The organism is Advenella kashmirensis WT001 (genome assembly GCF_000219915.2).
In the GTDB taxonomy this organism is placed as follows: Bacteria; Pseudomonadota; Gammaproteobacteria; order Burkholderiales; family Burkholderiaceae_B; genus Advenella; species Advenella kashmirensis.
Map to the genome: position 1 here is coordinate 991,380 of NC_017964.1, position 26,399 is coordinate 1,017,778.

The window sequence follows — 26,399 nt, forward strand, 5'->3', positions numbered from 1 at the left end:
AAAAGTAATTATACGTTATGATTACGTGTTCACTCGTTCAAACCCGTGTGTTGAGCCCTTTTGCGCTCCGCAAAACCTTCCTCTGACCCTATTTTTAAACTGAGCGATTATGTTCGGATTTCTAAGAAGTTTTTTATCCACCGATATGGCCATTGACCTGGGTACGGCCAACACCCTGATCTATGTGCGTGGCAAAGGCATTGTGCTTGATGAGCCTTCGGTTGTCGCCATTCGCACCGAAGGCGGTTCCAACGGTCGCCAGATCATTCAGGCCGTCGGTCATGCCGCCAAGCAGATGCTGGGCCGGGTGCCCGGCAATATCGAGGCCATCCGGCCCATGAAAGATGGCGTGATCGCCGACTATTCGGTAACCGAACAGATGTTGCGCCAGTTCATTCGCATTGTGCATCCGCGCAGTCTGTTTACCATGAGCCCGCGCATCATCGTGTGCGTGCCTTGCGGTTCGACCCAGGTGGAACGCCGGGTTATTCGCGAATCGGCCAGGGTGCAGCGCGCCGTCAGGTATTCCTGGTTGAAGAACCCATGGCGGCAGCTATTGGCGCCGGCCTGAATGTGTCCGATGCCAGCGGTTCGATGGTCGTCGATATCGGCGGCGGCACCACCGAAGTGGCGGTCATTTCGCTTGGCGGCATGGTGTACAAGGGATCAGTGCGCGTTGGCGGCGACAAGTTCGATGAAGCCATCATGAACTATATCCGCCGTAACTATGGCATGCTGATTGGCGAGCCCACTGCCGAAGCAATCAAGAAAACGATTGGCTCTGCGTTTCCCGGCACCGAAGTGCGGGAAATGGAAGTCAAGGGTCGCAATCTGTCTGAAGGTGTGCCGCGCAGCTTTACCGTGTCCTCCAACGAAATTCTCGAAGCCCTTACCGAGCCGCTGAACCAGATCGTATCCGCTGTAAAAATCGCGCTGGAACAGACCCCGCCCGAGCTGGGCGCCGACATTACCGACAAGGGTATCGCCCTGACCGGTGGCGGTGCGCTGCTTAAGGATCTGGATCGTCTGCTTCAGGAAGAAACCGGCATTCCGGTGGTGGTTGCCGATGATCCGCTGACTTGCGTGGTGCGCGGGTGTGGCGAAGCGCTGGAACATATTGACAAGCTCGGCCAGATTTTTATTGACGACTAACACCGTCTGAGGGATGTAGCGCACTGCGTTGCATCCTATTCTGCTGTTGTCTTCCTGATCGTTCCGTTCCCGTTTACGGTTGCCCTATGCAGCAAAACAGTTCATTACGTTTTTTCACTCACGGGCCAGCTGCAGAGGTCAGACTTTTTTTTCTGGCTATTTTTTGCGTGGGCCTGATGATCGCTGACTCGCAAACCCGCTATATCGAGCCGGTGCGCAGAGTGGTGTCCGTGATGCTTTATCCGTTCCAGAAAACCGCGATGTGGCCGCGCGATGCGGTCACGCAGGTGTACGACTGGTCCAATGCCATTACCATTGCCAAACAGGAAAGCGCGGCGGTTCAGCGGCAACGTATCGAACTGGCCCAGTTGTCGACGCACGCTGCGCAGATGGCGGCAGAAAACGCCCAGTTGCGACGCCTCCTCGCTGTCAAGACAACGGTGCAGACACCTTCGGTAGCGGTAGAAATTCTGTATACCTCGGTCAATCCGCTGAACCAGACCCTGGTGCTTACCAAGGGCAGCAATGACGGGATTCGCCCGGGCATGCCGGTCATTGACGAGGGTGGGGTGGTCGGCCAGATCCGGCGCGTGACCCCCATGACCTCCGAGGCAACCCTGATTACCGATAATAAAATTTCTGTCCCCGTGATGGTGCTGCGCAACGGCTTGCGGGTCATTGCATTCGGCTCGGGACAGACAGGCCGGCTGGATGTGCGCTATCTGGGGCTGGGCGCCGATATTCGTCCTGGAGACGATCTGGTGACCAGCGGTATTGGCGGCATCTACCCGCAAGGCCTGTCGGTCGGAAAAATTGCGGCAGTGGACAATAACTCAGCAGAAGGCTTTATGCGTGCACGTGCCGTACCATCGGCGCATCCCGAGCGCTATCGTCACTTTCTCGTGCTGCTGGTCCCTACAGACAATCTGCCCGATATCCCGGCATCGCTGACCGATACCTCGCACAGCGCCGTGCCAGGCAGGGTGAACTGAGATGGTCAAACGTAGCCTGACCTCGCTTGAGCCACTGCAACGGACCAATTACTTCTATGGTTCAAGCCCCATTTACGCCTGGATCACGATCGTGCTGACCTGGCTGGCCTCGCTGCTGCCCTGGCGCGAATGGGAGGGGGCGCCCGATATTCTGATCCTGGTGCTGGCCTTCTGGTGCGTACAACAGGTGCGCGGGGTCGGTCTGACCAGCGCCCTGATCTTCGGTTTACTGATGGACGTGCATGATGTCAATGTCATGGGCGAGCACGCGCTCAGCTATGTGCTGGTGATCTTCGGCGCCTGGTGTTTCGGCGCAGGATGGTGCAGTTCGGTTTTATCAGCCAGATGTTGCAGATGCTTCCCGTCTTTTTTCTGGCCCCCTTTCCCGGTCATTTGCTGAATGCGTGGCTGCAGGCGCCTGGGGCGGCTGGACCTGGCTGCTGTCGGGATTGATTACAGGTGTGATGTGGTGGTGGCTGATCTGATTCTCAAGCTGCCGCTACGGCCGGTAGACGATAACGAAACGCTGAACTGACTGGAACCGGGCTATGTTCGAATTCCGCAAGCGTTCCACCATACAAAAAAAGAAAATCCGGTTGCGCGTACTGGTAGCCTTGGTGTTCGTGCTCGGTTGCTTCGGGCTGCTGATTGACCGGCTGTGGGTACTTCAGGTTGAACGCTACCAGGGGCTGGCCGAACGCGCCGATCGCAACCGTATTGCACTGGTGCCTATCGCTCCGCGTCGTGGCGATATCGTTGATCGCAATGGGACGGTGCTGGCGCGCAGCTATCGGGACTATACGCTGGAAATCGTACCGGCCCAGGTACAAAATATGGACGAACTGATCAGCCAGATCAGCAAGGTTATTCCGCTAACGCCCCTGGATATCCGCCGCTTCAAGCGGCGTATGGGGCAGACTACTCGCTATGCGTCGGTCATGCTGCGCGGTAATCTGACCGATGATGAAGCGGCCATTTTTGCTGCCCATTCCTTTCGTTTTCCGGATGTCAATCTGCGTGCCCGCTGGGTGCGCGAGTATCCCCAGGGCGAATCGGCCGCGCACGTCGTGGGCTATGTCGGCCGCATTTCCGAGAAAGATCAGGAGCGTCTGGAGCGCGATGGCGTCGAGGGTAACTATCGTGGCACCGATGTCATCGGCAAAAAAGGGATTGAAGCCAGTTACGAAGCGGTGCTTCATGGCAAGACCGGCTGGGAAGAAGTAGAAGTGGCGGCATCGGGCAAGCCGGTGCAGGTCTTGAAGCGCATTGATCCGATACCGGGAGATACGCTGCATCTGTCAATTGACCTTGGTCTGCAGAAAATGGTCGAAGACCTATACAGCAAAGGCTTTGTCAAGGAAGGTGTACCCGAACGCGGTGCGCTGGTTGCCATCGATCCGCGCAACGGACAGGTGCTGGCCTATGTGTCGGCCCCGTCGTATGATCCGAATCTGTTCATTGACGGCATTGATGTGGAAAACTGGCGCAGGCTGGCCGATTCGCCCGAGCATCCCCTGATTGATCGTCCGGTGTCGGGCACGTTTCCTATCGGGTCCACGTACAAACCGTTTGTGGCGCTGGCGGCGCTCAAGCTGGGTGTGCGCGATCCGAATGCCCGCATTCCCGATCCCGGTTATTTCGAATACGGCAACCAGCGGTTTCGCAATGCGGGTGGTGCGGCCTATGGGCCGACCAATATGCATCGGGCGCTGGTCGTGTCTTCCGATACCTATTTCTTTAGTTTGGGCCCGTTGATCGGCGTGGATGCGCTGCATGACTTTTCCCTGATGTTCGGATTCGGGCGCAAGACCGGGATTGATCTGAACTACGAGAAAATCGGCATTCTGCCCTCGCGCGAATGGAAGAAGAAGGCTTTTAAGGACCCGCGCCAACAGCGCTGGATTCCCGGCGAGACGATTTCGGTGGCGGTGGGCCAGGGATATAATTCATTTACCATCATGCAACTGGCGCAGGCAACGTCTACGTTGGCGGCGGACGGCAAATATATTCGCCCGCATCTGGTCAGTGAAATGGAAAATACCATCAGCAAGACACGCACGCCCACGGTCAAGCAGCCCGACTATCAGATCGCGGTCAGCCCGGCGTCCATTCGGCTGGTCAAGGATGCGCTGGTCGATGTGACCCGCCGCGGAACGGCCAAACGCAGTTTCGCCGACGCCGCTTATGAGTCGGCCGGCAAAACCGGTACTGCACAGGTGTTCAGCCTGAAGGGGTCAAAATACAATTCGCGCAATCTGAAGCGCAACTTGTGGGATCACGCGCTATATATGGGTTTTGCGCCGGCCAAGGAGCCGAAAATCGCCGTGGCGCTGATTGTCGAAAATGGTGGCTGGGGCGCCAGCGTTGCTGCGCCCATTGCACGCAAGGTCTTTGATTACTGGCTCTCGCCAACCCGCTCGGCTCAGGTCGATTCCGTACCCGTACTGGAGCTGGACGGCGACGAACCTGCCGAAGATACGTCACCCGATGTGATGGTGCCGCAAGAAGTGCCGGCCAATCCCGAAGACAAGGCACCGGAACATCTGCCCGACATTCTTGCACCGGTAGGCAATGGCGGTGGCGGCAATGGCGCCGAACAAAGGCGGAATAATGAATAAGTTGATGGATTGGATTCTGCGGGCTTTCCGCGCCTTTGACTGGCCGCTGCTGCTGATTCTGGTCATTTTCTGCCTGTTGGGCATGACGGTGATGCACTCTGCTGTTGGCGGAACCGATTGGCGTTTTGCCAGCCAGGCGCGCAATTTTCTGCTGGCTTTTTTTGTCATGTGGTTTGTCGCGTTAATTCCACCGTCACGCATCATGAAGTTCGCCATTCCGCTGTATGTCGTTGGCGTACTGATGCTGATCGCGGTGTTGCTGGTTGGCATTACCAACAAGGGTGCAACGCGATGGCTCAACATCGGTGTGACGGTCATTCAGCCATCGGAAATGATGAAAATCATCGTGCCTTGATGCTTGCCTGGTATTTCGATAAACACCGCTCCGAGCTGCGGGTGGTGGATTTTCTGATTGCCGGTGTGTTGCTGCTGGTGCCGTTTATGCTCATCATTCGGCAGCCTGATCTGGGGACCGCGCTGCTGGTGCTGAGCACCGGTTTTTTCATCATCTATTTTGCCGGCTTGTCATTCAAGCTGATTGTGCCGGTGTTTGTGCTGGGTGTGGTGACCATCAGCCTGATCCTGTATTACGAGCCGGTGCTGTGTGGTCCGGATTTTGACTGGGTTGTTCTGCACGAATACCAAAAGCATCGAGTATGCACGTTGCTGGATCCGGGCAGCGATCCACTGGGCAAGGGCTTTCATACCATCCAGGGCATGATTGCAATCGGTTCGGGCGGCTTATATGGCAAGGGCTATATGCTGGGCACCCAGACGCATCTTGATTTTATTCCCGAGCGGACCACTGACTTTATCTTCGCCGTCTTTGCCGAAGAGTTCGGGCTTTATGGCGGCGTGACCCTGTTGCTGCTGTACACCTTGTTGCTGTTGCGCGGTTTTCTGATCACCATCCGGGCCCGCACGCAGTTCGGCCGTTTGCTGGCAGGTGCCATGACCATGATGCTGTTCATGTATGTGTTCGTGAACATGGGAATGGTCATGGGCATTCTGCCAGTGGTGGGTGTGCCGCTGCCTTTCATGAGCTACGGCGGTACGGCGCTGGTGACACTGGGTTTTGCCTGCGGTTTGCTCATGAGCATTTCCAATTACGTCCCCAGCCGCAAGTCGGCGCGTGCCGAGGAATAATCATCGCGGGCGCGCTGCGGGCTGCCAGCCTGCAGTCGAGTCAGAACAGGCGGGGCGTGTGGGTTGCGTGACTGCTGTGTTCGTCAAAATAACCCGTGAGCAGTTTGCGCAAGGCGCAGGCAGCGCCGCATCGGGTAGCGCGTCCAGTGCAACCCATTGCCAGCGGCCCGGCTGGCCGGCATCATCGCCCGCGGGTGGCAGCACGACGGGTTGCTCAGCCGCATGCAGCAGCGCCGGTTCGATATGCAGTCGAAAATGGGTAAATACATGTTCAAATGCCGCCAGGCGTACGGGCAACGCATGCTCGCCGAGTGTCTGCTGCAGATAGTTGGCGCAGGCTTGGTGGTCGACAAATTCAGGTAGCGTCAGCAACCCTCCCCAGATGCCTTTGTCCGCGCGACGATACAACAGGATTTGATCATTGTGCTCCAGAATCAATACACACACCTGACGTTGCGGGACCGTCTTGCGCTGGCGTGCCGTGGGCAGTTGCGCTTGCCGACCCTCGCGCCGGGCCACGCAATCGGCAGCCAGCGGACATCGCTCACAGGCGGGCCTGCTGCGTGTACAAAGGGTTGCGCCCAGGTCCATCAGGCCTTGCGTGTAGGCTGCCATATCGACAGTGTCCGGGGCGCGCTCAAGATGCTGCCAGGCCCGTTCCCACAAGACGCTTTCGGTCGCCTTCTTCTGCGTATCGCCTTCAATGCCATAATAGCGGCAAAAAACACGTTTGACATTGCCGTCCAGGATAGGCTGGCGTGCGTTGTAGCAGAAAGCGGCAATGGCGTTGGCCGTGGACGGTCCGATGCCCGGTAGCTTGGCAATATCCTGGGCGTTTTCCGGGAAAGCGCCATGCCAGTCATTCATGACGACCCTGGCGCAGCGATGCAGATTGCGCGCCCTGGCATAGTAGCCCAGCCCCGCCCAATAGGGCATAACCTCTTCCTGGCTGGCCCGGGCTAATGCCTTGAGTGTGGGAAACCGGGACAGGAAGCGGGCGTAGTACGGAATAACCGTCGCCACCTGCGTCTGCTGCAGCATGATCTCCGAGAGCCAGACGCGATAGGGATCGCGACTACCCTGCCACGGCAGGTCGTGCCTGCCGCGTTCACGCTGCCAATCAATGACGGTACTGGCAAATGACATAGATCAGAAACGTGAATGCCGGGTCATGGACCATTGGGCCGCCAGCGCGGCGACAATCATTACCAGTACAATGGCGGTGGCCAGCCAGGTGACATCGGGTAGCCGGATGACGAAATCCGTACCATAGCTCTGCGAGAGCCGGGCGATGGCGCCATTGAGCGAAGCCAGGCCGAATGTGGTAAGCAAAAGCGATAAAACGCCGGCAACCAGGCCGGTGAGGGCGCCCAGATACAAAAACGGACGGCGCACGAATGACTCGGTGGCGCCGACCAGGCGCGCGACGGCAATTTCTTCCCGTTGCACCAGGGCCTGCATGCGCACGGTGTTAAATACCGTACCCACGACCACCACGGCCACACCGATGGCCAGCAGTAGCAGGACGCCGCGGGTAAAGGAAAGAATGGCGTCCAGCTTCTGAACCCAGGCGCTGTCGAACTGCACCGTGTCTACATTGGGGAGGCTGCTCCATGCCTGCGCCAGTTCCTGGGCTTTGCTGGCCTGATCGTTAGTCGCCTTGATAGTTACCACGATCGAATTGGGCAGGGGATTGCGCGGCAGCACCTTCAGGGCGTTGGACCAGGATTCCGACGCCCGCAATCCTGCGAGCGCGTCGTTTTTGTCGATCACTTCCAGTTTTTCTATATAAGCCTGATTTTCCTGCTGCAATTGCTCGCCCAGCTCGCGTGTTTCCGCCAATGGTACCTCTGCTTTCATGAACAGGGTGATGGCAGGGTTGACCGAGACATTGCGCGCAACCGGTTCCATGGATACCAGAATGGAACTGGCCAGCAGCGGCAGCGCCAGCACAAGGGCGATGACGGCGATGTTGGTCAGTGATGAAAATGGCGTGGCCAGCAGTCGCCGGATGGCGATGTGCATGGCGTAAAAATGATGTCTTATCCAGGTTTTCATGCGTGTGTTCCCAGATCCTTGAAGCGGCCCGGCTCGATCAGCAAGGTGCGGTTGGCGTGCCGGCGCAGCAGTTCCAGATCATGTGAAGCAATCAGCGTGGTCACGCCGACGCGATTGAAGTCACGGAAGACTTCAAGAATTTTCTGGGCGCTGGCCTGATCCAGGTTGGCCGTGGGTTCGTCAGCGATCAGAATGGCCGGTTTGTTGACGATCGCGCGGGCAATGGCCAGGCGCTGCTGTTCGCCGCCGGATAGCGCGATTGGGTTAAGTTTTTCCTTACCGGACAGTCCCACCTTTTCGATTGCGGCACGTGCGCGCGCGGCCGCCTTGTCCGAGCTCAGGCCCATGACCGCAAGTGGCAGCATGACGTTTTCGAAAGCAGTCCTGTCATACAGCAGGTGCATGTTTTGCAGGATGACGCCAACGGCGCGACGCAGGTAGGGTCTGGCGCGGTGACCGATCTGGTCCATACGCTGGCCCTTGACGATAATGGAACCGCGCGTCGGCGCTTCCAGTCCGCCGATCAGCTTGAGCAGCGTGGATTTACCCGCACCGGACGGGCCGGAGACGAAGACGAATTCGCCCGGCGCAATACTGAAATTGATATCAGCCAGGATATTCGCGCCCTGTCCGTAAGATTTGAAGACATGCTGGAATTGAATCATGTGGATCCGGTTACTTGAAATTCGGTTCTGTTAATGCGCATTTTAGAGTAATTGCCGACGCATTAGGGTATTTACGATTGTCAATGCACGAATGGATCATCTAGGATACCGCAAGACAAAACCGTCAGATAAAAAAATCGACAGTAGCCTTTTCCCATCAAGTACACGGCGGCTTTATCAACGGGAAACGGTTTCCTAACCAGGGGATGAATATGAAAATGATCAGGACAGCGGCATTGCTGGCTGCAGGCGCTTTTACAGTCATCGCAACGCCAGCAAAGGCCGGCAAGACATTCGATGCCGTCAAGGCCAAGGGCTTTGTTCAGTGCGGTATCAGCACCGGTATCCCGGGGTTTTCCATCATAGACAGCAAGGGAGAGGCATCTGGCTGGATGTCGATTTGTGCAAGGCGATTGCGATCACCATGTTCAACGACGCCAGTAAAATAAAACTCACGCCCCTCAGTACCCAGCAGCGCTTTACGGCACTGCAATCGGGAGAGATCGACGTGCTCACACGCAACACCACGCAAACCCTGACCCGCGATACCACCCTGGGCCTGATGGGGGTAGGCGTTAATTTTTATGACAGCCAGGGCATCATGGTCAAAAAAGACCTGGGCGTCAAAAGCGCCAAGGAATTGAACGGCGCGACCATTTGTGTGCAACCGGGCACGACTACCGAGTTGAATCTGACCGACTGGTTCCGTAGCAATAAGCTGGAGTTCAAGCCCGTTGTTATCGACAAGTTTGACGAAGTGATTCGCACTTTCGCCTCGGGACGCTGCGATGCGCTGACGACCGACAAGTCCGGTCTGGCCTCGGTGCGGACCACGATGGAAAAACCCGATGAATACGAGATCCTGCCAGAGAATTTCTCCAAGGAGCCGCTGGGGCCGATGGTGCGCCAGGGCGATGAGCAGTGGTTCAACGTGATCCGCTGGACCTTGAATGCCATGATCGAAGCCGAAGAATATGGCATTACGTCCAAGAATGTGGACGAGATGACCAAATCGCCCAATCCCAATATCCAGCGGATTCTGGGCACCAGCCCTGGCATGGGCAAAAATCTTGGCGTCGATGAAAAATGGGCCTACAACATCATTAAAACGGTGGGCAATTATGGCGAGAGCTTTGCCCGCAATGTGGGGGCCGACAGCGCGCTTAAACTGGAACGCGGCCTGAACAATACTTGGCACAATGGTGGCATTCTTTACGCCATGCCGGTTCGCTGAACGCCAAAAACAGGTACGATGTTGTTTCGACCTTTTGATTCGCACCTGATCGCAGGAACCGGAGCCGGCTGATGCTGGCTTCGATTGACACTGTAACGCATGAAGAAAAACAAATCCAAAGGCCTGGCCTTTTCCTGGAGTGATCCAACATTTCGCTCGATCGTCTATCAGGTGATCGTGCTCGGACTGGTGGCCGTCGGCGTCTGGTATCTGGTTTCCAATACCATGCATAATCTGCAAGTGCGCAATATTCGCAGCGGCTTTGATTTCCTGGGACGCGAGGCCGGGTTTGCCATCGGCGAGTCGCTTATTGATTATTCGCCGACCGATACGTATTGGCGCGCCATTCTGGTGGGCCTGCTCAATACCCTTTATGTCTCCCTTGCAGGCATCGTGCTGGCCACGCTCCTGGGCGTGGTGGTCGGCGTTGCCCGGTTATCAAAAAACTGGCTGATCGCAAAGCTGGCTGCTGTCTATGTTGAGGTGCTGCGCAATATTCCGTTGTTGATTCAGCTTTTTTTCTGGTACGCGCTGATCGTGGAGACCTTGCCCGGTCCACGCCAGGCCATGCATCCGGTGCCTGGCGTATTTCTGTCGAACCGGGGCCTGCGCTTCCCCGCCGCGCAAGGCGAGAGCCTGACGTGGATCGTGGTCGGCGCCGTGGTGGCGCTGTTGCTGACTCTGGCGGCGGGTCGGTATGTGCGCCGCAGGCAAATCCAGACAGGCACTCAAACGGCGCTGTGGCCGATAGGGCTTGCGCTTTTTATCCTGTTGCCGGTGGCCGGATTTTTTTTCGGTGGCGGGCAACTGGCCTTCAGCATTCCTGAGCTCAAGGGGTTCAACTTTGCCGGAGGCGCCAGTATTTCACCGGAGTTGACTGCGCTGCTAAGCGGCCTGGTGATCTATACCTCGGCCTTTGTTGCAGAAATTGTGCGTTCCGGGATACAGGCAGTGCCAGGCGGCCAGTGGGAAGCGGCCGGCTCTGTGGGGCTGAGCCGTCGGCGCGCACTGCGGCTGGTAGTGTTGCCGCAGGCGCTGCGGATCATGGTTCCACCGCTGACCAGCACTTACCTGAACCTGATGAAAAACAGTTCGCTGGCGGTGGCTATCGGCTATCCGGATATCGTTTCTATCATCAATACAACGCTGAACCAGACAGGGCAGGCCATAGAGGGGATCCTCATTGTCATGGCGGCTTATCTGACCGTCAGCCTGTCCATTTCCCTGTTCATGAACTGGTATAACCGGCGTATTGCGCTGGTGGAGCGATAGCCATGAATATCACGACTGCAGAGCCGGATGTGGCAGCGGCATTGCCGCCGCCCAAGGGAAAAAGCGGTGTTATCGGCTGGTTGCGAATGCGTCTGTTTTCCTCGCCGCTCAATATCCTGATCACCATACTTATCGTGTGGCTGTTGCTGATGGGGCTGCCGCCTCTTGTCGAATGGGCCCTGCTCAAAGCCAATTTCACCGCCAGTAACGCCCAGGAATGCCGCGCAGGCCCTGGCGGCGCCTGTTGGGCCTTTATTCGGGAGAAGTATCGACTTATTCTGTTCGGCACCTATCCTTATGACGAGCAGTGGCGCCCCTTGCTGGCCACGCTGGTGCTGTTGACGGTCATTGTCTGCAGTGCGATGCGCCGCTTCTGGAATATGTGGCTGTTTGTCATCTGGACTGCCGGGCTGGCGGTGGTTGCCTGCCTGATGTGGGCGGCTTTGCTGGCCTCACTTATGTAGAAAATACCCGTTGGGGCGGCCTGCCGCTCACGCTGATCCTGTCGACCTTTGGTATTGCCTTCGCCTTTCCTATCGGCGTGGTGCTCGCGCTGGGGCGGCGTTCGGATATGCCGGTTATCAAGGCGTTGTGCGTCGTCTATATTGAGATCATCCGTGGCGTGCCGCTGATCAGCCTGCTGTTTATGTCGTCTGTCATGTTGCCGCTGTTTCTGCCTGAAGGGATGTCTTTTGACAAGCTGTTGCGGGCGCAGATCGCCATCATTATGTTCGCCTCTGCCTATGTGGCAGAGACCGTGCGGGGCGGACTGCAGGCAATCCCCCGGGGCAGCTCGAAGGAGCCCAGTCTATCGGATTGAACTATTGGCAGACCATGCGCAAAATTGTATTGCCGCAGGCGCTGCGGATCGTGATCCCGCCACTGGTGAGCATCTTCATCGCCCTGTTCAAGGATACGTCGCTGGTGGTCGTTATCGGTATTTACGATCTGACGCTGTCGGCTAAGGCGTCGTTGTCGGACCCGGTGTGGCGGGGGTTCAGTATTGAAGCCTATTTGTTCATTTCCCTGATCTATTTCCTGTTTTGCTTTGCCATGTCCCGCTATTCAAAACGGCTTGAAACACAGCTGGATACGGGATATTCGCGTTAGCCGCCAGACTCTGGAGTTTATTTGTGTCAGAAACTATCATCCTTATGGAAAACGTCAACAAGTGGTACGGTCAGTTTCATGTCCTGCGCGACATCAATCTGGCTGTTGCCACAGGTGAGCGTATCGTGATCTGTGGGCCATCGGGTTCAGGCAAATCTACCCTGATACGCTGCATCAATGCGCTGGAGTCCCACCAGGAAGGCAAGATCATTGTTGATGGTACAGAGCTGACCGATAATCTGAAAAAAATCGAACAGGTGCGCAAGAATGTGGGTATGGTATTTCAGCACTTTAATCTGTTCCCGCATCTGACCGTATTAGAAAACCTGACGCTGGGACCTATATGGGTCCTGAAGCAGTCGCAGCAACAGGCCCGGGACAGCGCCATGCAGTATCTTGAGCGCGTGCGCATACCGGACCAGGCCGGCAAGTTCCCCGGCCAGCTGTCAGGAGGGCAGCAGCAGCGGGTTGCCATCGCCCGTTCGCTGTGTATGAATCCCAAGGTGCTGCTGTTTGATGAGCCAACCTCTGCGCTGGATCCGGAAATGGTCAAGGAGGTACTGGACGTGATGGTCAATCTTGCCGAGGAGTCGGGTGTGACCATGTTATGCGTCACGCATGAGATGGGTTTTGCACGCAAGGTGGCCGATCGCGTGGTGTTCATGGACCAGGGCAGCATTGTGGAGCAGAACACGCCGGATGCGTTTTTTGATCACCCACAGAACGAACGCACGCGTCATTTCCTGGATCAGATTCTGCACTAATGCCCGGGCCGGGATGCCGGTCTGGATTCCGGTGTAAAATGGCGGCACCACGCAGCCGTTTACGGCTATTTACACCAACGGTTACAAAATCATGGCAGAAAATTTCGAATCCGATATCACCAAGTTCATCAAACAGTTCAAGGACGAACATCCTGGCACTGAAGAGCGGCAGCGGCAGGGTCGCGGACTCCTGTGGGATAAAACACTGGATGCCGACCTGCTTGAAGGGTTCAAAAAGGCCAAAGTGCCCCAGAAGCCCTACGTATATTCGAACAATAGCTGAACAGCCGAATGACGGTGCCTGCCGATCAGCTCAACGCGCTGGTCTCTCCTGAAGTGGATTCCACACCCGACACCATTGATTCGGTCGCACTGGCTCGCCTGTACGGCGAGCCGCTATTTAATATTCCGCAGGATCTGTACATCCCGCCAGACGCGCTGGAGGTCTTTCTGGAGGCCTTCGAGGGGCCGCTGGACCTGTTGCTGTATCTGATCCGCAAGCAGAACTTCAATGTGCTGGATATTCCCATGTCGGAAGTGACCCGGCAGTATCTGAACTATGTGGATCAGATTCGCCAGCACAATCTGGAACTGGCTGGCGAGTATCTGCTCATGGCGGCACTGCTGATCGAGATCAAGTCGCGCATGTTGCTGCCGGTCAAGAAATCAGATACCGGCGAAGAGGTGGAAGATCCGCGTGCTGAGCTGGTTCGTCGCCTGCTGGAGTACGAGCAGATGAAACTGGCTGCCGCCAAGCTCAATGAACTGCCGCAGCTGGGTCGCGACTTTGAGCGCGCCCGCGCCTATATGGATCTGAGTACCGAGCGGGCGCTGCCCGAGGTGAATGCCGAAGATCTGCGCCTGGCCTGGCTGGACATTATGAAACGGGCCAAGCTGAACGCGCATCATCACATTACACGCGAACAGCTGTCGGTGCGCGATCACATGACCCATATTCTGCGTCGCCTGTCGGACGTGCGTTTCATGGAGTTTCGGGACCTGTTTCTTGAACGGGTGGAAGCGGGCGAGCCGGCGGCTGTCGTGGTGGTGCATTTCCTGGCCATGCTGGAGCTGGCCCGCGAAACACTACTGGAAATCACGCAGGCAGAACCCTACGCCCCTATTTATATTCGCCTCTCATACAGCAGCCAGGCCGTGGCCTGACCTGCCAAAGGAACAAGATTGAAAGTCGTACATACCATTGAAGAACTCAGAGACCAGATGCGCGGCCAGTTACGCGCCTCTTTTGTTCCTACCATGGGAAATCTGCATGAGGGTCACCTGGCCCTGATGAAAATGGCCCGCCAGCATGGCGATCCGGTTGTGGCCAGTATTTTTGTCAATCCCCTGCAGTTTGGGCCCAATGAAGATTTCGACAAATACCCGCGCACCCTGGAAGAAGATATTCGCAAGCTGGAAGAGCGGCGGGATGTCTATGTCCTGTTCGCGCCTGCGGTCAAGGAAATGTATCCGGAGCCGCAAAGCTTCAAGGTGCAGCCACCCGACGGCCTGGGCAATATTCTGGAGGGCGAATTCCGCCCGGGTTTTTTTACCGGCGTATCGACCGTCGTGCTCAAGCTGTTTTCCTGTGTGCAGCCCAAGGTGGCCGTATTCGGTAAAAAAGACTACCAGCAATTGATGATTGTGCGCAAAATGTGCCGCCAGTTCCAGTTGCCAGTCACCATTTATGCCCATGAAACCGTACGTGAGGACAGCGGGCTGGCCTTGTCGTCACGCAATCGTTTTCTGTCTGACAGTGAACGCGCTGAAGCGCCGGTGCTGTATCAGACGCTGCAGGCGGTGCGCGACCAGTTGCAGGCAGGCAATGCTTCTGTGGAATCTCTGGAAGCATTCGGTCGCAAAAGGCTGGCTGACCGAGGATGGGAGGTGGATTATGTGTCGGTACGTCGCCAGCACGATCTGAACCCGCCGTCGGAGCAGGAGATTATTGCCAACGAGCCGCTGGTCGTACTGACCGCAGCCAAACTGGGGGCAACCCGCCTGATTGATAACCTGGAATTCGCATATCAACCATAGACTGTCAATACTGATAGTTCTGAGCCACAGGCATGATCACTATAATTTATCCCTTCTTCACAAGCAATACGAGGAATCAAGATGGGAACAGTGGAAAACATGCCGGGGCTGGATGTCCTCATACAGTGCCTGACGCCGCGAGAAAAAGAGGTTTTCTTTTTTATCACCCGCGGCTTGCCGAATAAGGTTGCGGCCGCCGAGCTGGGCGTGTCGCAACGGACCATAGAAGCGCACCGGGCCCGAATTTTTCGCAAAATGAATGTACGCAACGCCACAGAGCTTGCGCGACAGGTATTTACCCGCCTGAATCCACATATTTCTGACCATCATCAGGTTTGAGTCGTGAGAGCACACGCCATTTACGGCCTGTGCCAGGCGGTTACAACAGGGTCATTATCGCGCCGGACAGAAAAACGAGGTGTCGTTCTGCAATGCGCTGGTCGATTCCGTATCGGCCTGTATGTTGAGTGTATAGCGTCTGGTCAGGGTTTTGGCCCCAAGTGCCTGTACATTGAGCACGGCGGGGCTTTGCATACTGAACGAAGCCACATTGGCACCGCTGCTACTGCCGCTGGCCGGTAACAAGTGAATTAACGGGCGTGTGCCGGGTTCTGATCGCCAGCAGCCGGCATCTGTCCGCGCAGAACCGGCGGGAACCAGTGGCTGCGATATCCGGCGCCAGCGGCCGTCGGGCAGCAGTGTGAGGGTGACGCGTTGTACTGTACACGTTGCCGTTTCGCAGGGGATGGAGCCTAGATAGGTTCTGCCTTCCGGAATCAGCCCCCGGGTCGTAGACTGCCGCTGACGTTCGGCACGAAGCTCGGCCTGTGTGGGCTCCGAAGTGCCAAAGGGAATCTGGATCTGTCCGCCGCCATTATAAGCAGGTTTATAAGCAGGTATTGGCCTTGCCTCGCGCTCAGTTGCCGCGGTATCGACGCTTGCCTGTTGCGACGGGCTGCTGCAGCCTGCAAGCATGACCAGAAGGGAAGCCGACAGCAGTGCCGGCGCAAAACGGAATGGAACAGAAGGCATGACAGTTTTTTTCCTATTAAACGGGACCGAAGGCCCGGTTCGAGGTAAAGCCAGGGTGACGCCACCACAGGGCTGGACGGATACCGAACTAGCGGCATATTACCACGATGCTATCCATGTCCGGCCAGGCCACCGGTTCGGACCAAACCATCGGATTTCCGAAGGGGCTGACCCCATCACGAATGAAGGAGCAGGCCAGGTTGTCACCGCTCCTGTTGAGCCCGCTCGTATCCGAACAGGGCAAGTGCGTGGTGGCGACACTCGGTTAATCGTGCGCTGCGGATCGCCGCTAGTCTTGTGGTGGTGGCCCGTTGGGTGCAACTGCCTCCTGCATATCGCAGTCTTGTGCTGTTCTTGAACAGCGACCGGGCGCAACTGCCGTATGAATCAATTTCTGTTCAGCGTTCTGGTGGCGCTTAGCCTTTGGCCTGCGTATGCGTTGCTGTGCGCCATTTTGCGCTGGCGCTATGGCCGTGCTGCCGTGGCGGACTGTATTGTGGCGGGCAACAAGGCTTTTGTGTGCATGCGCCTGCTTATGGTCGGCGTCGCGGTGCCGGTTTTTCTGCACCTGCTTGTCCATGGCCAGACACAGCACTGGCTGGTGTTCTTTTATCTGCTGGCGTTGCTGACCCTGGCCGATATACAGATGCGCCTGTTGCCCGATTACTTGCTGGTTGTGCTGCTTGTAGTCGGCTTGTTCGCACTGGCGGCCGGCCTGCCGCACATGCCGCCGCCGCATTTTGCGCTGCCGGCTTTTGTCGGCGCGGCGATGGTCGCCCTGTTTTGCATGTTCGTTCAAGCCGGTGGTGGCAGAGCAGGACTGGCTGCAGGCGACCTTAAGCTGATTGCCGTGCTGACGATTTGGTTTCCTTACAATCAATTACCTGTCGTGTTATTTGTGGCCAGTTTCGCAGGACTGGTGTACATTCTGATGATACGATGCATGACCGGTGCGCGCCTGCGGACAATTGCTTTTGGCCCTGTCTGGCTCTGGGTGCGCTGGCGGTGCATGTGTCCTGCGACTGCCTGCGGGCAGAAAACGGCAGCACATATTGCATGATCAGGCCAGGCGCTGCGCGCCCGGCCTTGTTTTTCACGGGAGTTGGCGTTGTACAAGATAGGTCTGACAGGGGGATCGGCTCGGGTAAATCCACCGTGGCGCAATTGCTGGTTGCCTGGGGCGCCAGCGTGATTGACGCCGATGCACTGTCGCGATCCCTGACTCAGCCCGGCGGCCAGGCCATGCCTGCCATCGCCCGGACATTTGGGAGCAGGGCAGTGCAGGTGGACGGTGCGATGGATCGCAGTTATATGCGCCAGCAGGTTTTCCAGGATGTTGATAAACGCCGCCAGCTTGAACAAATATTGCATCCGCTTATCGGTCAGGCTATGCAGGCGGCGGCTGCGGCGGCTACCGGCCTTTATCTGGTCTACGATATTCCGCTGCTGGTTGAGTCGCTGGCCAGATATCGCCCGATAATGGACCGGATCTGTGTGGTAGACTGTGAAGAAACGGAACAGATTGCGCGCGTGCAGGCACGCAGTGGTCTTTCGGTACAGGCCGTCACGGAAATCATGAGTACCCAGGCGTCGCGCCAGCAACGGCTGGCCGCAGCCGATGATGTGATTTTCAACGGTATCGGTATTACACTTGTCATGCTCGAGGAGCGGGTCCGGCAGGTGCACGAGAGCTGGCTGCAGTTGATCGGGCAACAGAATGCACAATAGCAGGACGGCAAGCGTGGGCATCTGCCGCCGCAGCACGGCTGCGCCAGGAATGCGCTAGCGCCTCATCCACCGCAACAGTGAGCAGGCATGTAGCGCCTGCTTAATGTGATATCAAAAAAACAAAAGGGTCAGTCAATTGGTTTTATACGAATATCCCATCAATGAGCGTATCCGATCCCTGATGCGACTTGAATATCTGTTCAAGCGATTGTTTGCATTTATCAGTGGTACCAGTCCCATGCATCAGCATGTGGCTTTGTCCTTGCTGTTTGAAATTATGGATACCTGCGATCGAGCGGAAGTGCGCTCGGGCATCCTGCAGGATATTGACCGGCAGAAAGCCAACCTTGAAAACTACCGCCATCATCCGAACATTGATCTGAATGCGCTCGATTCGGCCATTGCCGATTTGAATCGCGTGTCGGCCGCCCTCATGGGCAAGGGGCGCATTGGCCAGGCGGCGCGTGAAAACGAATGGCTCATGAGCCTGAAGAACCGGTTTGCAGTGCCCGGCGGCACTTCGCAGATCGATATTCCGTCCTATCATGCCTGGCAATTGTCGGCCGAAGAAAATCGCCAGCGTGCAATCACCCAATGGGTCGAGCCCTTTATGCCGCTGTTTGACGGCGTCAGCGTCGTTCTGAAAATGCTGCGTGAATCGGGTAGTCCGGTCGATGCCAGCACGCAGGAAGGTGGCGTATTTCAGGAAATGCTTGGCGGTAAGATTTATCAGATGGTGCGCGTTTGGGTATCGGGCGAACGTCTGATCTATCCGGAAATCAGCGCCAACAAATATGTGGTATGGGTGCGGTTTTCCGAATTGGACAATCAATACAAAACGCAACTGATCACAACGCCGACGGCATTCAAAATGTCGTTCTGCAATGTTTGAATGCGGCGGTTGCCGCGCCAGGACGTGATTGCATGCCCCTTTCTGTTACAACTGGTCTGTTGCGATTTATTACAGGTGCCGGCAAAAGAGATGTCCTGCAAAGGTAAATAGGTAAAAATAGGGGCTTCATGAATAAGAAGCGTTGTCACACCCATGTCGGCTCCCACAAGCACCCATAGAAAGTCCCGTAAACTGCTGCTCCTGATTATTATCTTCTTGCTTGCTGGTGGCGGCTATTACTATTGGCAGCGCAGCACCACTCAGGAATCGGCAGACAAAGCAGCGGCTGGGCGCGCGTCGGCGACAGCGACACCGGCACAGGGTGCGCGTGGCGGGACAAGAGGTGGGCGCAACGGCCCAGCAGGCGTCGCCACACCGGTCAGCGTTGTTCCAGCCATGAAAAAAGCGCTGACCGTCAGTGTCAGCGGCCTGGGAACGGTCACTGCATTCAATACAGTGACGGTGCGCAGCCGGGTGGACGGCCCGATTCAGAAAATTCTCTTTACCGAAGGCCAGAAGGTCAAAGAAGGCGATCTGCTGGTGCAGATAGATCCGCGCTCGTTCGAAGTGGCGCTGCAGCAGGCGCTGGGCACGCAGGCGCAGAATGCCGCGCTGCTTGCCAATGCCAAACGGGATCTGCAACGCTATCAGACCCTGTTCAAACAGGATTCGATAGCCCGCCAGCAGGTCGATACGCAGCAGTCTCTGGTGCGTCAGTATGAGGGACAGGCGCAAAACTATAAAGCTGCCGTGGATGATGCCCGTTTATCGCTGACCTATACCAAAGTGCGCGCGCCCATCAGTGGTCGTCTGGGCCTGCGTACAGTAGATGTGGGCAACCTGGTGTCTGCGGGATCCACTGATGGCATCGTCACGATTACCCAGGTCCAGCCCATTGCGGTGGTGTTTTCCATCCCGGAGTCCTGGTTGCCTGATGTGGCCGGCCCGCTCTACAAAGGCGAGAAGCTCAAGGTCATTTTGCGTGATCGAGATAACAAGGTGCAACTGGCCGAAGGCGAACTTGCCTCCATGGATAACGCAGTGGATACGACAACCGGCACGGTCAGGCTCAAGGCCACCTTCGCCAATGAAGACGAAACGCTGTTCCCAAACCAGTTTGTGAATACGGAATTGAAGGTGCGCGAGGTGTCCGATGCGTTGGTGGTTATGTCCGATGCCATTCAGAACAGTTCGCGTGGCCCTTATGTATATGTAGTGAAAAAAGACAATACGGTAGAGACCCGCCAGATCGAACTGGGCGTTGTCGATAGCGGCTATACCCAGATTATCAAGGGCTTGACCGAAGGCGAGCAGGTGGTTTCCGAAGGTGTAGATCGCCTCCGCAACGGGGCCAAAGTCGAGATCGTCAAGTGAACATCTCGCGCACGTTCATCCTGAAGCCGGTGGCGACAACGCTGGCGATGATTGCCATATTTCTGAGCGGACTGGTGGCCTATCGTCTGCTGCCAGTCTCTGCCCTGCCTGAGGTCGACTATCCGACTATTCAGGTTGTGTCTTTGTATCCGGGCGCCGGGCCGGACACCATGGCTTCGCTGGTGACCTCGCCGCTGGAGCGCCAGTTTGGCCAGATGCCAGGGTTGTTGCAGATGACGTCGTCCAGCTCGGGCGGCGCCTCGGTGGTTACACTGCAATTCGGGCTGGATGTGCAAATGAGCGTGGCCGAACAGGAAGTGCAGGCGGCGATCAACGCCGCATCGAACCTGCTGCCTTCGGATATGCCTATGCCACCGGTGTACAACAAGGTCAACCCGGCAGACCGGCCCGTAGTCACGCTGGCCATCTCGTCGGAAAACATGCCCTTGCATGAGGCACGCGATCTGGTCGAGACCCGCATGGCGCAGAAACTGTCGCAGATATCGGGCGTTGGGCTGGTCAGTATCGCAGGCGGGCAGCGGCCGGCATTGCGCATCCAGGTGAACCCCACGGCCCTGGCCGCCAACGGCCTGGCCTTAAGCGATGTACGCAGCGCCATTACCGCGGCTAATGTTAACCAGCCCACCGGCAACATTGATGGTCCGCGCCGGGGCACGACCATTTACGCCAATAGCCAGGTTAAAACCGCTGCCGAATACAACAACCTGATCCTTGCCTATAACAACGGCGCACCCTTGCGCCTGAAGGATGTGGCCAATACGATCGAGTCGGCCGAGGATGTGCGGCAGGCCGCGTGGCTTAACGATGAACCTGCCATTTTGCTCAATATCCAGCGTCAACCCGGCGCCAATGTGATTGATGTCGTTGACAATGTGAAGAAAATTTTACCGCAGTTGCGCCAGGCGTTGCCGGCCTCGCTGCAGGTGGATATGGTGGCTGATCGCACCGAGACCATTCGTGAGTCCATCAGCCACGTACAAAATGAAATGCTGATGGCGATCCTGCTGGTGATCGTGGTGACCTATGCTTTTTTGCGCAGTTTCAGCGCCACCGTGATTCCTTCTATTGTGGTGCCGTTGTCCATTATCGGCACCTTCGGGGTCATGTATCTGCTGGGCTTCAGCCTGAACAATCTGACGTTGATGGCGCTGACCATTGCCACCGGCTTCGTGGTGGATGATGCCATTGTCATGATCGAGAATATCGCCCGTCACATTGAGGATGGCGAAACCCCCATGCAGGCGGCGCTCAAGGGGGCTGCTGAGATCGGCTTTACCCTGATATCGCTGACCGTCTCGCTGATTGCCGTGCTGATTCCGTTGCTTTTCATGGGCGATGTGATCGGCCGGCTGTTCAGCGAATTTGCCATTACGCTGGCCACCGCCATTATTATTTCACTTATCATATCTCTGACGCTGACGCCGATGATGTGCGCCCGCATGCTCAAGCCCGAGTCGGCGTACGAGGGCAATCGCATGCATCGCACAATGGGTCAGGCCATTGACCGTATTATTCATGGCTACGATCGCATGCTCACCGTGGTGCTGCGGCACCAGACGCTGACGCTGCTGGTGGCGCTGGCTACTTTTGTGCTAACGGTCCTGCTGTATCTGTGGATACCCAAGGGGTTCTTTCCTCAGCAGGATACCGGCATGATTCAGATCATTACCGAAGCGCCGCAATCGACCTCCTTCAAAATGATGTCCGAGCGCCAGGTGCAGATTGCCCGGGCAATCAAGGCCGATCCGGCGATCGCTTCGGTGTCGTCGTTCATCGGTGTGGATGGCTCTAACGCCACCCTTAATACCGGACGGATGCAGGTTGAACTCAAGCCCACCGCCTATCGTGAAAATATCACAGAGGTAATGCAACGGCTGCAAGAACGGGCGTCGACGGTCCAGGGCATGAAAGTATATCTGCAGTCCTCACAGGACCTGACCATTGATGCCAGGGTGTCGCGCACGCAATACCAATTGAGTCTGTCCAGCCTGGATGCCGAGCAGTTGCGCGAATGGGTTCCTGTATTCGTTGAACATCTGGCGGCCGACAAGACCCTGGCCGGCGTGACGGACAATTTTCAGTTCAATGGCCTGCAGACCCTGGTCAAAGTGGACCGGGATGCCGCGGCGCGCTATGGCATTACCATGACGCAGATTGATGATGCCCTGTACAACGCCTTTGGTCAGCGCCTGGTTTCCACGATCTTTACCCAGTCTGCGCAATACCGGGTGGTGATGGAAGTCGCCGAACATTTCCGCGATAATCCTGCAGACCTTGAACACGTGTATATCAAGACCGCCGACGGCGCGCCGATTGCCCTGACGCAACTGGCGCAGATCGTGCTCGGTCAGGAGTTGCTGGAGATCATGCGGGTCGATCAGTTCCCCTCCGCGCTGGTGTCTTTCAACCTTGCGCCGGGGGCGTCGCTGTCGGAAGCGGTGCAGCGCGTTAACCAGATCAAGGCTGATATCGCTTTGCCGCCGACCGTGGAAATGCGTTTCCAGGGGGCGGCGCAGGCGTTTGAATCTTCACTGTCCAGTACGCTCTGGCTGCTGCTGGCAGCGATCTTCACCATGTATATTGTGCTCGGCGTACTTTACGAAAGCTATATCCATCCGGTGACCATTCTGTCAACGCTTCCCTCGGCTGCAGTAGGGGCGCTGCTGGCGCTCATGCTCTCGGGCAACGAGCTGGACATGATCGGCATTATCGGGATTATTCTGCTGATCGGTATCGTCAAGAAGAATGCCATCATGATGATCGACTTTGCGTTGGATGCCGAGCGCCACCAGGGCTTGCCGCCAGTCAAGGCGATTCATCAGGCCGCGTTGCTGCGCTTTCGACCGATCCTGATGACCACGCTGGCGGCGCTGTTCGGCGCGATTCCACTGATGTTCTCTACGGGTACCGGCGCCGAATTGCGGCAGCCGCTGGGGCTGACCATGGTGGGGGGCTGATCTGCAGCCAGTTGCTGACCCTGTTTACTACTCCGGTCATTTACCTCATGTTTGATCGGCTGGTTAAAAAACCCAAGCCATCTGATGTGGCAGCGCAGGCAGAAATATGAGTTTGTCCCGCCCGTTCATCCTTAGGCCGGTAGCAACGTCACTCCTGGCGCTGGCGGTTGCGGTGATGGGTATGGTCGCCTTTTTCCTGATGCCGGTCTCACCCTTGCCTACGCTGGACTCGCCGGTGATTGTGGTGCGCGCGTCATTATCGGGTGCCAGTCCGGAAACCATGGCCTCCAGCGTGGCCACGCCGCTGGAACGCTCGCTGGGCAATATTGCCGGCATAGACCTGATGCAGTCCAGCAGTTCGGAGGGGTCCACCTCCATTTTCATGATATTCGACCTGGACAAGGACGTGCACACGGCTGCCCGCGAGGTTCAGGCGGCCATCAACGCGGCCCGGCCGCTGCTGCCCAGCAGCATGAAGCAGCCGCCCACTTACCGTAATGTGAACCCGTCCTCGACACCGGTCATGGTGCTGGCCCTGACTTCGGACCTGCTTGGCCAGGGCGAATTATATGACCTGGCTTCCACGATCCTGGCGCAAAAACTGGCGCAGGTGCGCGGGGTGGGGGAGGTCACCGTAGGGGGCAGCTCCCTGCCGGCCGTACGCGTGGATTTGAACCCAAATATGCTCAACAACATGGGCGTGTCGCTGGATACCGTGCGCAACGCGCTGGCTGCAACCAATTCAGTCCGGCCCAAGGGGTTTCTGGACAATAACGAATACCAGTGGCAACTGGCGACCAATGGGCAATTGCGCTATGCCCGGGATTTTGAAAACCTGATTGTGGCCTGGAATAACGGCAGCGCTGTCCGTCTGCGCGATGTTGCCCATGTCTACGATTCGACCGAGAGTCTGTACAACAGGGGGTTTTACAATACCGAGCAGGCGGTGGTACTACTGGTGCGCCGTCAGGCCGATGCCAATATCATCCAGACGGTTGACTCGGTCAAAGAGATGCTGCCGGACCTTGCCGAGCTACTACCGCCGCAGGTCAGACTGGATGTGGCGCAGGATCGCACCCCCAGTATTCGGGCCGCGCTGCACGAAGCCGAGCTTACCCTGGTGATTGCGGTGTTGCTGGTGATCGTGGTGGTCATGCTGTTTCTGCAAAGGATCCGCGCCACCCTGATACCCGCCATCTCGGTACCCATATCGCTGCTTGGCACGTTCATCGTCATGTATTTCCTGGGTTACTCGCTCAATACGATTTCGCTGATGGCGCTGATTGTGGCTACCGGTTTTGTGGTGGATGACTCTATCGTCGTGTTGGAAAATGTCATGCGTTACATTGAGCGTGGCATGCATCCCATGCGCGCCGCACTGCTGGGCGCACGCGAAGTGGGGTTCACGGTTGTCAGCATGAGTGTGTCACTGGTCGCGGTATTTATACCCCTGCTGTTTATGGGCGGATTGATCGGCAGGCTGTTTCTTGAGTTCGCCATGACGCTGTCAGTGGCCATCGGCATATCGCTGATTGTTTCGCTCACGCTCACGCCCATGATGTGCGCACAACTGCTGCGACATGAGCCGAAGCGTCGCAAGAGCCGTGTGCAGCGGATATGGGATGCGTTTTTTGATCGGCTTGTCAGTGGTTACGGCCGCATGCTGCGTTTTGCCATTCGCTTTCGCTTTCTGACCTTGCTCACACTGCTGGCCACCGTGGTCCTGAACGTCTATCTGTATATTGCCGTCCCCAAAGGGTTCTTCCCTGAACAGGACACCGGCATGATCCAGGGTTTTTTCCGGGCGGACCAGGGCACTTCTTTTGCCGCTGCCGTGCCCAAGCTGGAAGCCTTTCGCAAGGCGATTGTACAAAACCCCAATGTCGACACCGTCTCGGGTTATTCGGGCGGGCGCGGCGGCAGCAACAGCAGTTTCTTTCTGATTCAGCTCAAGCCGTTCGCCGAGCGGACACAATCGGCCACGGAGATTATCAATGACATGAGAAAGTCTTTGCCGACAATCCCGGGGGCAAGGCTGTCGCTGGTGCCACAACAGGATATTCGCGCCGGCCGGGGCGGAGATTCAGCCGGATCGTATCAGTATGATCTATTGTCGGGCGATCTGGAGACGCTGCGCAAATGGGTACCGCAAGTGCGGCAAGCCATGGCGACGCTGCCCGAGCTGGTGGATGTCCAGTCCGAAGCCGAGGAAAAAGGGCGGCGCGTCGAATTGATCATCAACCGCGAGAGTGCGACGCGTCTGAATGTGGAGATGTCTACGATTGCCGGTGTGTTGAATAATTTGTTCAGTCAGCGCCAGGTTTCCACCATTTATAGTGCGCTCAATCAATACCAGGTTGTCATGGGTATTGATGTCAAATATGCCCAGGATCCCGAAGTACTCAAAACCGTGCAGATTATTGCGTCGGACGGCAAGCTGGTGCCGCTGTCGGCCTTTGCTTCGTTCAAGATCGGCACCTCGCCCCTATCGGTGTCTCATCAGGGCTGATGGCTTCGGACTCCGTATCTTTTTCACTGGCCGAAGGCGTGTCGCTTGAACAGGCCAGCGCCGCCATTGAAAATGCCGTCGCGCGCATTGGCCTGCCGGCCAATGAGATTCAGGCCGGATTTGGCGGCAATGCACAGCTATTTCAGGAATCGTCGTCCCGGCAGCCTCTGCTGATTCTGGGGGCGCTGGTGGTGATGTATCTGATTCTGGGCATGCTGTACGAAAGCTACATGCATCCGCTTACCATTTTGTCGACCCTGCCGTCTGCCGGCGTGGGCGCGCTGCTGGCCTTGTTGATGGTCGACATGGAATTTACCGTCATCGCCCTGATCGGCGTTTTTCTGCTTATCGGTATCGTCAAGAAAAACGCCATCATCATGGTGGATTTCGCGCTGGCACAGGAACGCGAAAAAAAACATCCCGCCGGAAGAGGCCATTTATGACGCCTGCATTGTCCGCTTCAGGCCCATTATGATGACCACCATGGCGGCCTGTTCGGGGCACTGCCGTTGATTCTGGCCACGGGCGCCGGTGTGGAAATGCGCCAACCGCTGGGTGTCGCAATCGTGGGAGGCCTCGTCCTGAGCCAGATCCTCACGCTGTTTACCACACCGGTCGTGTATATTTACCTTGACCGGTTGCGTCATACTTTTGAGCGACGCCGCAAAAACAAAAGCACCCCTGCCGATGGCAGTGATATCGCACCGCATCGGGGCCAATAACCATCGTGAATTTTGAATTGTTTTTTATGAAAAATATCAGCTACGTCGAGGGCCTTCTGTTCAAATCGCTGCGCCTGGGCACCGCGGCGGCGGCGCTGCTTTTGCTGGCTGCGTGT

Annotated in this window: 17 protein-coding genes and 7 pseudogenes; 20 read left to right on the plus strand and 4 right to left on the minus strand. The window is 56.9% G+C overall.

All coding sequences use genetic code 11. The annotated features are described in order from the left end of the window. Nucleotides 1–109 precede the first annotated feature (109 nt). The 6 genes and pseudogenes from TKWG_RS04680 (at nucleotide 110) to rodA (ending at nucleotide 5,908) form a co-directional block, all read left to right on the plus strand. Nucleotides 110–1,152 (plus strand): annotated as a pseudogene (locus TKWG_RS04680) (rod shape-determining protein). 86 nt (nucleotides 1,153–1,238) lie between these two features. After that, nucleotides 1,239–2,144: a rod shape-determining protein MreC gene (gene mreC / locus TKWG_RS04685; RefSeq protein ID WP_014749719.1), complete on the plus strand. Its 906-nt coding sequence runs from the start codon at nucleotides 1,239–1,241 to the stop codon at nucleotides 2,142–2,144. A 1-nt stretch (nucleotide 2,145) separates the two neighbouring features. Next, the gene (gene mreD, locus TKWG_RS04690; RefSeq protein WP_014749720.1) at nucleotides 2,146–2,544 is read left to right on the plus strand and encodes a rod shape-determining protein MreD; all 399 of its coding nucleotides are present in this window, start codon (nucleotides 2,146–2,148) and stop codon (nucleotides 2,542–2,544) included. After that, nucleotides 2,545–2,679, plus strand: coding sequence for a hypothetical protein (locus tag TKWG_RS25810; protein ID WP_264300276.1), 135 nt, complete (start codon nucleotides 2,545–2,547; stop codon nucleotides 2,677–2,679). A 13-nt stretch (nucleotides 2,680–2,692) separates the two neighbouring features. Further along, nucleotides 2,693–4,762 (plus strand): penicillin-binding protein 2, encoded by a 2,070-nt coding sequence (gene mrdA, locus TKWG_RS04695; protein ID WP_014749721.1) that lies wholly within the window; start codon nucleotides 2,693–2,695, stop codon nucleotides 4,760–4,762. Continuing rightward, a pseudogene (gene rodA / locus TKWG_RS04700) lies at nucleotides 4,755–5,908 on the plus strand (rod shape-determining protein RodA). Before mrdA ends, rodA begins: the two are co-directional and overlap by 8 nt. Here rodA and mutY read toward each other — a convergent pair. Genes mutY through TKWG_RS04715 form a run of 3 tightly spaced genes read right to left on the minus strand, consistent with a single transcriptional unit; the run spans nucleotide 5,909 to nucleotide 8,631 of the window. Further along, nucleotides 5,909–7,054, minus strand: coding sequence for an A/G-specific adenine glycosylase (mutY, locus tag TKWG_RS04705; RefSeq protein WP_014749724.1), 1,146 nt, complete (start codon nucleotides 7,052–7,054; stop codon nucleotides 5,909–5,911). It abuts the pseudogene before it with no gap. A 3-nt stretch (nucleotides 7,055–7,057) separates the two neighbouring features. After that, complete coding sequence (locus tag TKWG_RS04710) at nucleotides 7,058–7,966, minus strand: cell division protein FtsX (protein WP_014749725.1); 909 nt, start codon at nucleotides 7,964–7,966, stop codon at nucleotides 7,058–7,060. Continuing rightward, nucleotides 7,963–8,631 carry a cell division ATP-binding protein FtsE gene (locus TKWG_RS04715; RefSeq protein ID WP_014749726.1) on the minus strand — a complete coding sequence of 223 codons (669 nt, stop codon included), beginning with the start codon at nucleotides 8,629–8,631 and terminating at the stop codon, nucleotides 7,963–7,965. The genes TKWG_RS04710 and TKWG_RS04715 overlap by 4 nt, the downstream gene beginning before the upstream one ends. 212 nt (nucleotides 8,632–8,843) lie before the next feature. Between TKWG_RS04715 and TKWG_RS04720 the strand changes: the two are divergent. The 8 genes and pseudogenes from TKWG_RS04720 to TKWG_RS04755 all read left to right on the plus strand — a co-directional run bounded on the left by TKWG_RS04720 (nucleotide 8,844) and on the right by TKWG_RS04755 (nucleotide 15,387). Further along, nucleotides 8,844–9,865: pseudogene (locus tag TKWG_RS04720) on the plus strand (amino acid ABC transporter substrate-binding protein). Nucleotides 9,866–9,964: 99 nt separating this feature from the next. Next, on the plus strand, nucleotides 9,965–11,137 hold the full coding sequence (locus tag TKWG_RS04725) for an amino acid ABC transporter permease (protein ID WP_014749728.1): 1,173 nt from the start codon (nucleotides 9,965–9,967) through the stop codon (nucleotides 11,135–11,137). 2 nt (nucleotides 11,138–11,139) lie between these two features. Further along, nucleotides 11,140–12,247 (plus strand): annotated as a pseudogene (locus tag TKWG_RS04730) (amino acid ABC transporter permease). 44 nt (nucleotides 12,248–12,291) lie between these two features. Further along, nucleotides 12,292–13,011, plus strand: coding sequence for an amino acid ABC transporter ATP-binding protein (locus TKWG_RS04735; RefSeq protein WP_050981530.1), 720 nt, complete (start codon nucleotides 12,292–12,294; stop codon nucleotides 13,009–13,011). Nucleotides 13,012–13,102: 91 nt separating this feature from the next. Further along, the gene (locus TKWG_RS04740; protein WP_014749730.1) at nucleotides 13,103–13,294 is read left to right on the plus strand and encodes a DUF3460 family protein; all 192 of its coding nucleotides are present in this window, start codon (nucleotides 13,103–13,105) and stop codon (nucleotides 13,292–13,294) included. An 8-nt stretch (nucleotides 13,295–13,302) separates the two neighbouring features. Continuing rightward, a complete protein-coding gene (locus tag TKWG_RS04745; RefSeq protein WP_014749731.1) occupies nucleotides 13,303–14,175 on the plus strand; it encodes a segregation and condensation protein A in 873 nt (290 codons plus the stop codon). A gap of 18 nt (nucleotides 14,176–14,193) precedes the next feature. Then, entirely contained in the window at nucleotides 14,194–15,048 is an 855-nt protein-coding gene (panC, locus tag TKWG_RS04750) for a pantoate--beta-alanine ligase (protein WP_014749732.1), read from the plus strand. An 81-nt stretch (nucleotides 15,049–15,129) separates the two neighbouring features. Further along, a complete protein-coding gene (locus tag TKWG_RS04755) occupies nucleotides 15,130–15,387 on the plus strand; it encodes a response regulator transcription factor (RefSeq protein ID WP_014749733.1) in 258 nt (85 codons plus the stop codon). Between the two features lie 54 nt (nucleotides 15,388–15,441). Here TKWG_RS04755 and TKWG_RS04760 read toward each other — a convergent pair whose 3' ends face one another. Beyond that, a complete protein-coding gene (locus TKWG_RS04760) occupies nucleotides 15,442–16,080 on the minus strand; it encodes a hypothetical protein (protein WP_014749734.1) in 639 nt (212 codons plus the stop codon). Between the two features lie 382 nt (nucleotides 16,081–16,462). Here TKWG_RS04760 and TKWG_RS04765 point away from each other — a divergent pair, with 382 nt between their 5' ends. The 6 genes and pseudogenes from TKWG_RS04765 (at nucleotide 16,463) to TKWG_RS04790 (ending at nucleotide 26,283) form a co-directional block, all read left to right on the plus strand. Next, complete coding sequence (locus TKWG_RS04765; protein ID WP_014749735.1) at nucleotides 16,463–17,140, plus strand: prepilin peptidase; 678 nt, start codon at nucleotides 16,463–16,465, stop codon at nucleotides 17,138–17,140. A 42-nt stretch (nucleotides 17,141–17,182) separates the two neighbouring features. After that, a pseudogene (coaE, locus tag TKWG_RS04770) lies at nucleotides 17,183–17,808 on the plus strand (dephospho-CoA kinase). A 136-nt stretch (nucleotides 17,809–17,944) separates the two neighbouring features. Then, complete coding sequence (gene zapD / locus TKWG_RS04775) at nucleotides 17,945–18,700, plus strand: cell division protein ZapD (RefSeq protein WP_014749737.1); 756 nt, start codon at nucleotides 17,945–17,947, stop codon at nucleotides 18,698–18,700. Between the two features lie 153 nt (nucleotides 18,701–18,853). Then, nucleotides 18,854–20,074: an MdtA/MuxA family multidrug efflux RND transporter periplasmic adaptor subunit gene (locus tag TKWG_RS04780; protein ID WP_014749738.1), complete on the plus strand. Its 1,221-nt coding sequence runs from the start codon at nucleotides 18,854–18,856 to the stop codon at nucleotides 20,072–20,074. Next, a pseudogene (locus TKWG_RS04785) lies at nucleotides 20,071–23,162 on the plus strand (multidrug efflux RND transporter permease subunit). Before TKWG_RS04780 ends, TKWG_RS04785 begins: the two are co-directional and overlap by 4 nt. Further along, nucleotides 23,159–26,283: pseudogene (locus TKWG_RS04790) on the plus strand (efflux RND transporter permease subunit). Before TKWG_RS04785 ends, TKWG_RS04790 begins: the two co-directional pseudogenes overlap by 4 nt. Nucleotides 26,284–26,399 lie beyond the last annotated feature (116 nt).

What these genes read in the sequence shown, in the direction of transcription:
- mutY (WP_014749724.1), bottom strand. Translation starts at nt 7,054, where the DNA reads ATGTCATTTGCCAGTACCGTCATTGATTGGCAGCGTGAACGCGGCAGG.
- mreD (WP_014749720.1), top strand. Translation starts at nt 2,146, where the DNA reads ATGGTCAAACGTAGCCTGACCTCGCTTGAGCCACTGCAACGGACCAAT.
- TKWG_RS04780 (WP_014749738.1), top strand. Translation starts at nt 18,854, where the DNA reads ATGTCGGCTCCCACAAGCACCCATAGAAAGTCCCGTAAACTGCTGCTC.
- TKWG_RS04755 (WP_014749733.1), top strand. Translation starts at nt 15,130, where the DNA reads ATGGGAACAGTGGAAAACATGCCGGGGCTGGATGTCCTCATACAGTGC.
- TKWG_RS04740 (WP_014749730.1), top strand. Translation starts at nt 13,103, where the DNA reads ATGGCAGAAAATTTCGAATCCGATATCACCAAGTTCATCAAACAGTTC.
- TKWG_RS04715 (WP_014749726.1), bottom strand. Translation starts at nt 8,631, where the DNA reads ATGATTCAATTCCAGCATGTCTTCAAATCTTACGGACAGGGCGCGAAT.
- TKWG_RS04735 (WP_050981530.1), top strand. Translation starts at nt 12,292, where the DNA reads ATGGAAAACGTCAACAAGTGGTACGGTCAGTTTCATGTCCTGCGCGAC.
- TKWG_RS04725 (WP_014749728.1), top strand. Translation starts at nt 9,965, where the DNA reads ATGAAGAAAAACAAATCCAAAGGCCTGGCCTTTTCCTGGAGTGATCCA.
- TKWG_RS04760 (WP_014749734.1), bottom strand. Translation starts at nt 16,080, where the DNA reads ATGCCTTCTGTTCCATTCCGTTTTGCGCCGGCACTGCTGTCGGCTTCC.
- mrdA (WP_014749721.1), top strand. Translation starts at nt 2,693, where the DNA reads ATGTTCGAATTCCGCAAGCGTTCCACCATACAAAAAAAGAAAATCCGG.
- TKWG_RS04765 (WP_014749735.1), top strand. Translation starts at nt 16,463, where the DNA reads ATGAATCAATTTCTGTTCAGCGTTCTGGTGGCGCTTAGCCTTTGGCCT.
- TKWG_RS04710 (WP_014749725.1), bottom strand. Translation starts at nt 7,966, where the DNA reads ATGAAAACCTGGATAAGACATCATTTTTACGCCATGCACATCGCCATC.
- TKWG_RS25810 (WP_264300276.1), top strand. Translation starts at nt 2,545, where the DNA reads ATGCGTGGCTGCAGGCGCCTGGGGCGGCTGGACCTGGCTGCTGTCGGG.
- TKWG_RS04745 (WP_014749731.1), top strand. Translation starts at nt 13,303, where the DNA reads ATGACGGTGCCTGCCGATCAGCTCAACGCGCTGGTCTCTCCTGAAGTG.
- mreC (WP_014749719.1), top strand. Translation starts at nt 1,239, where the DNA reads ATGCAGCAAAACAGTTCATTACGTTTTTTCACTCACGGGCCAGCTGCA.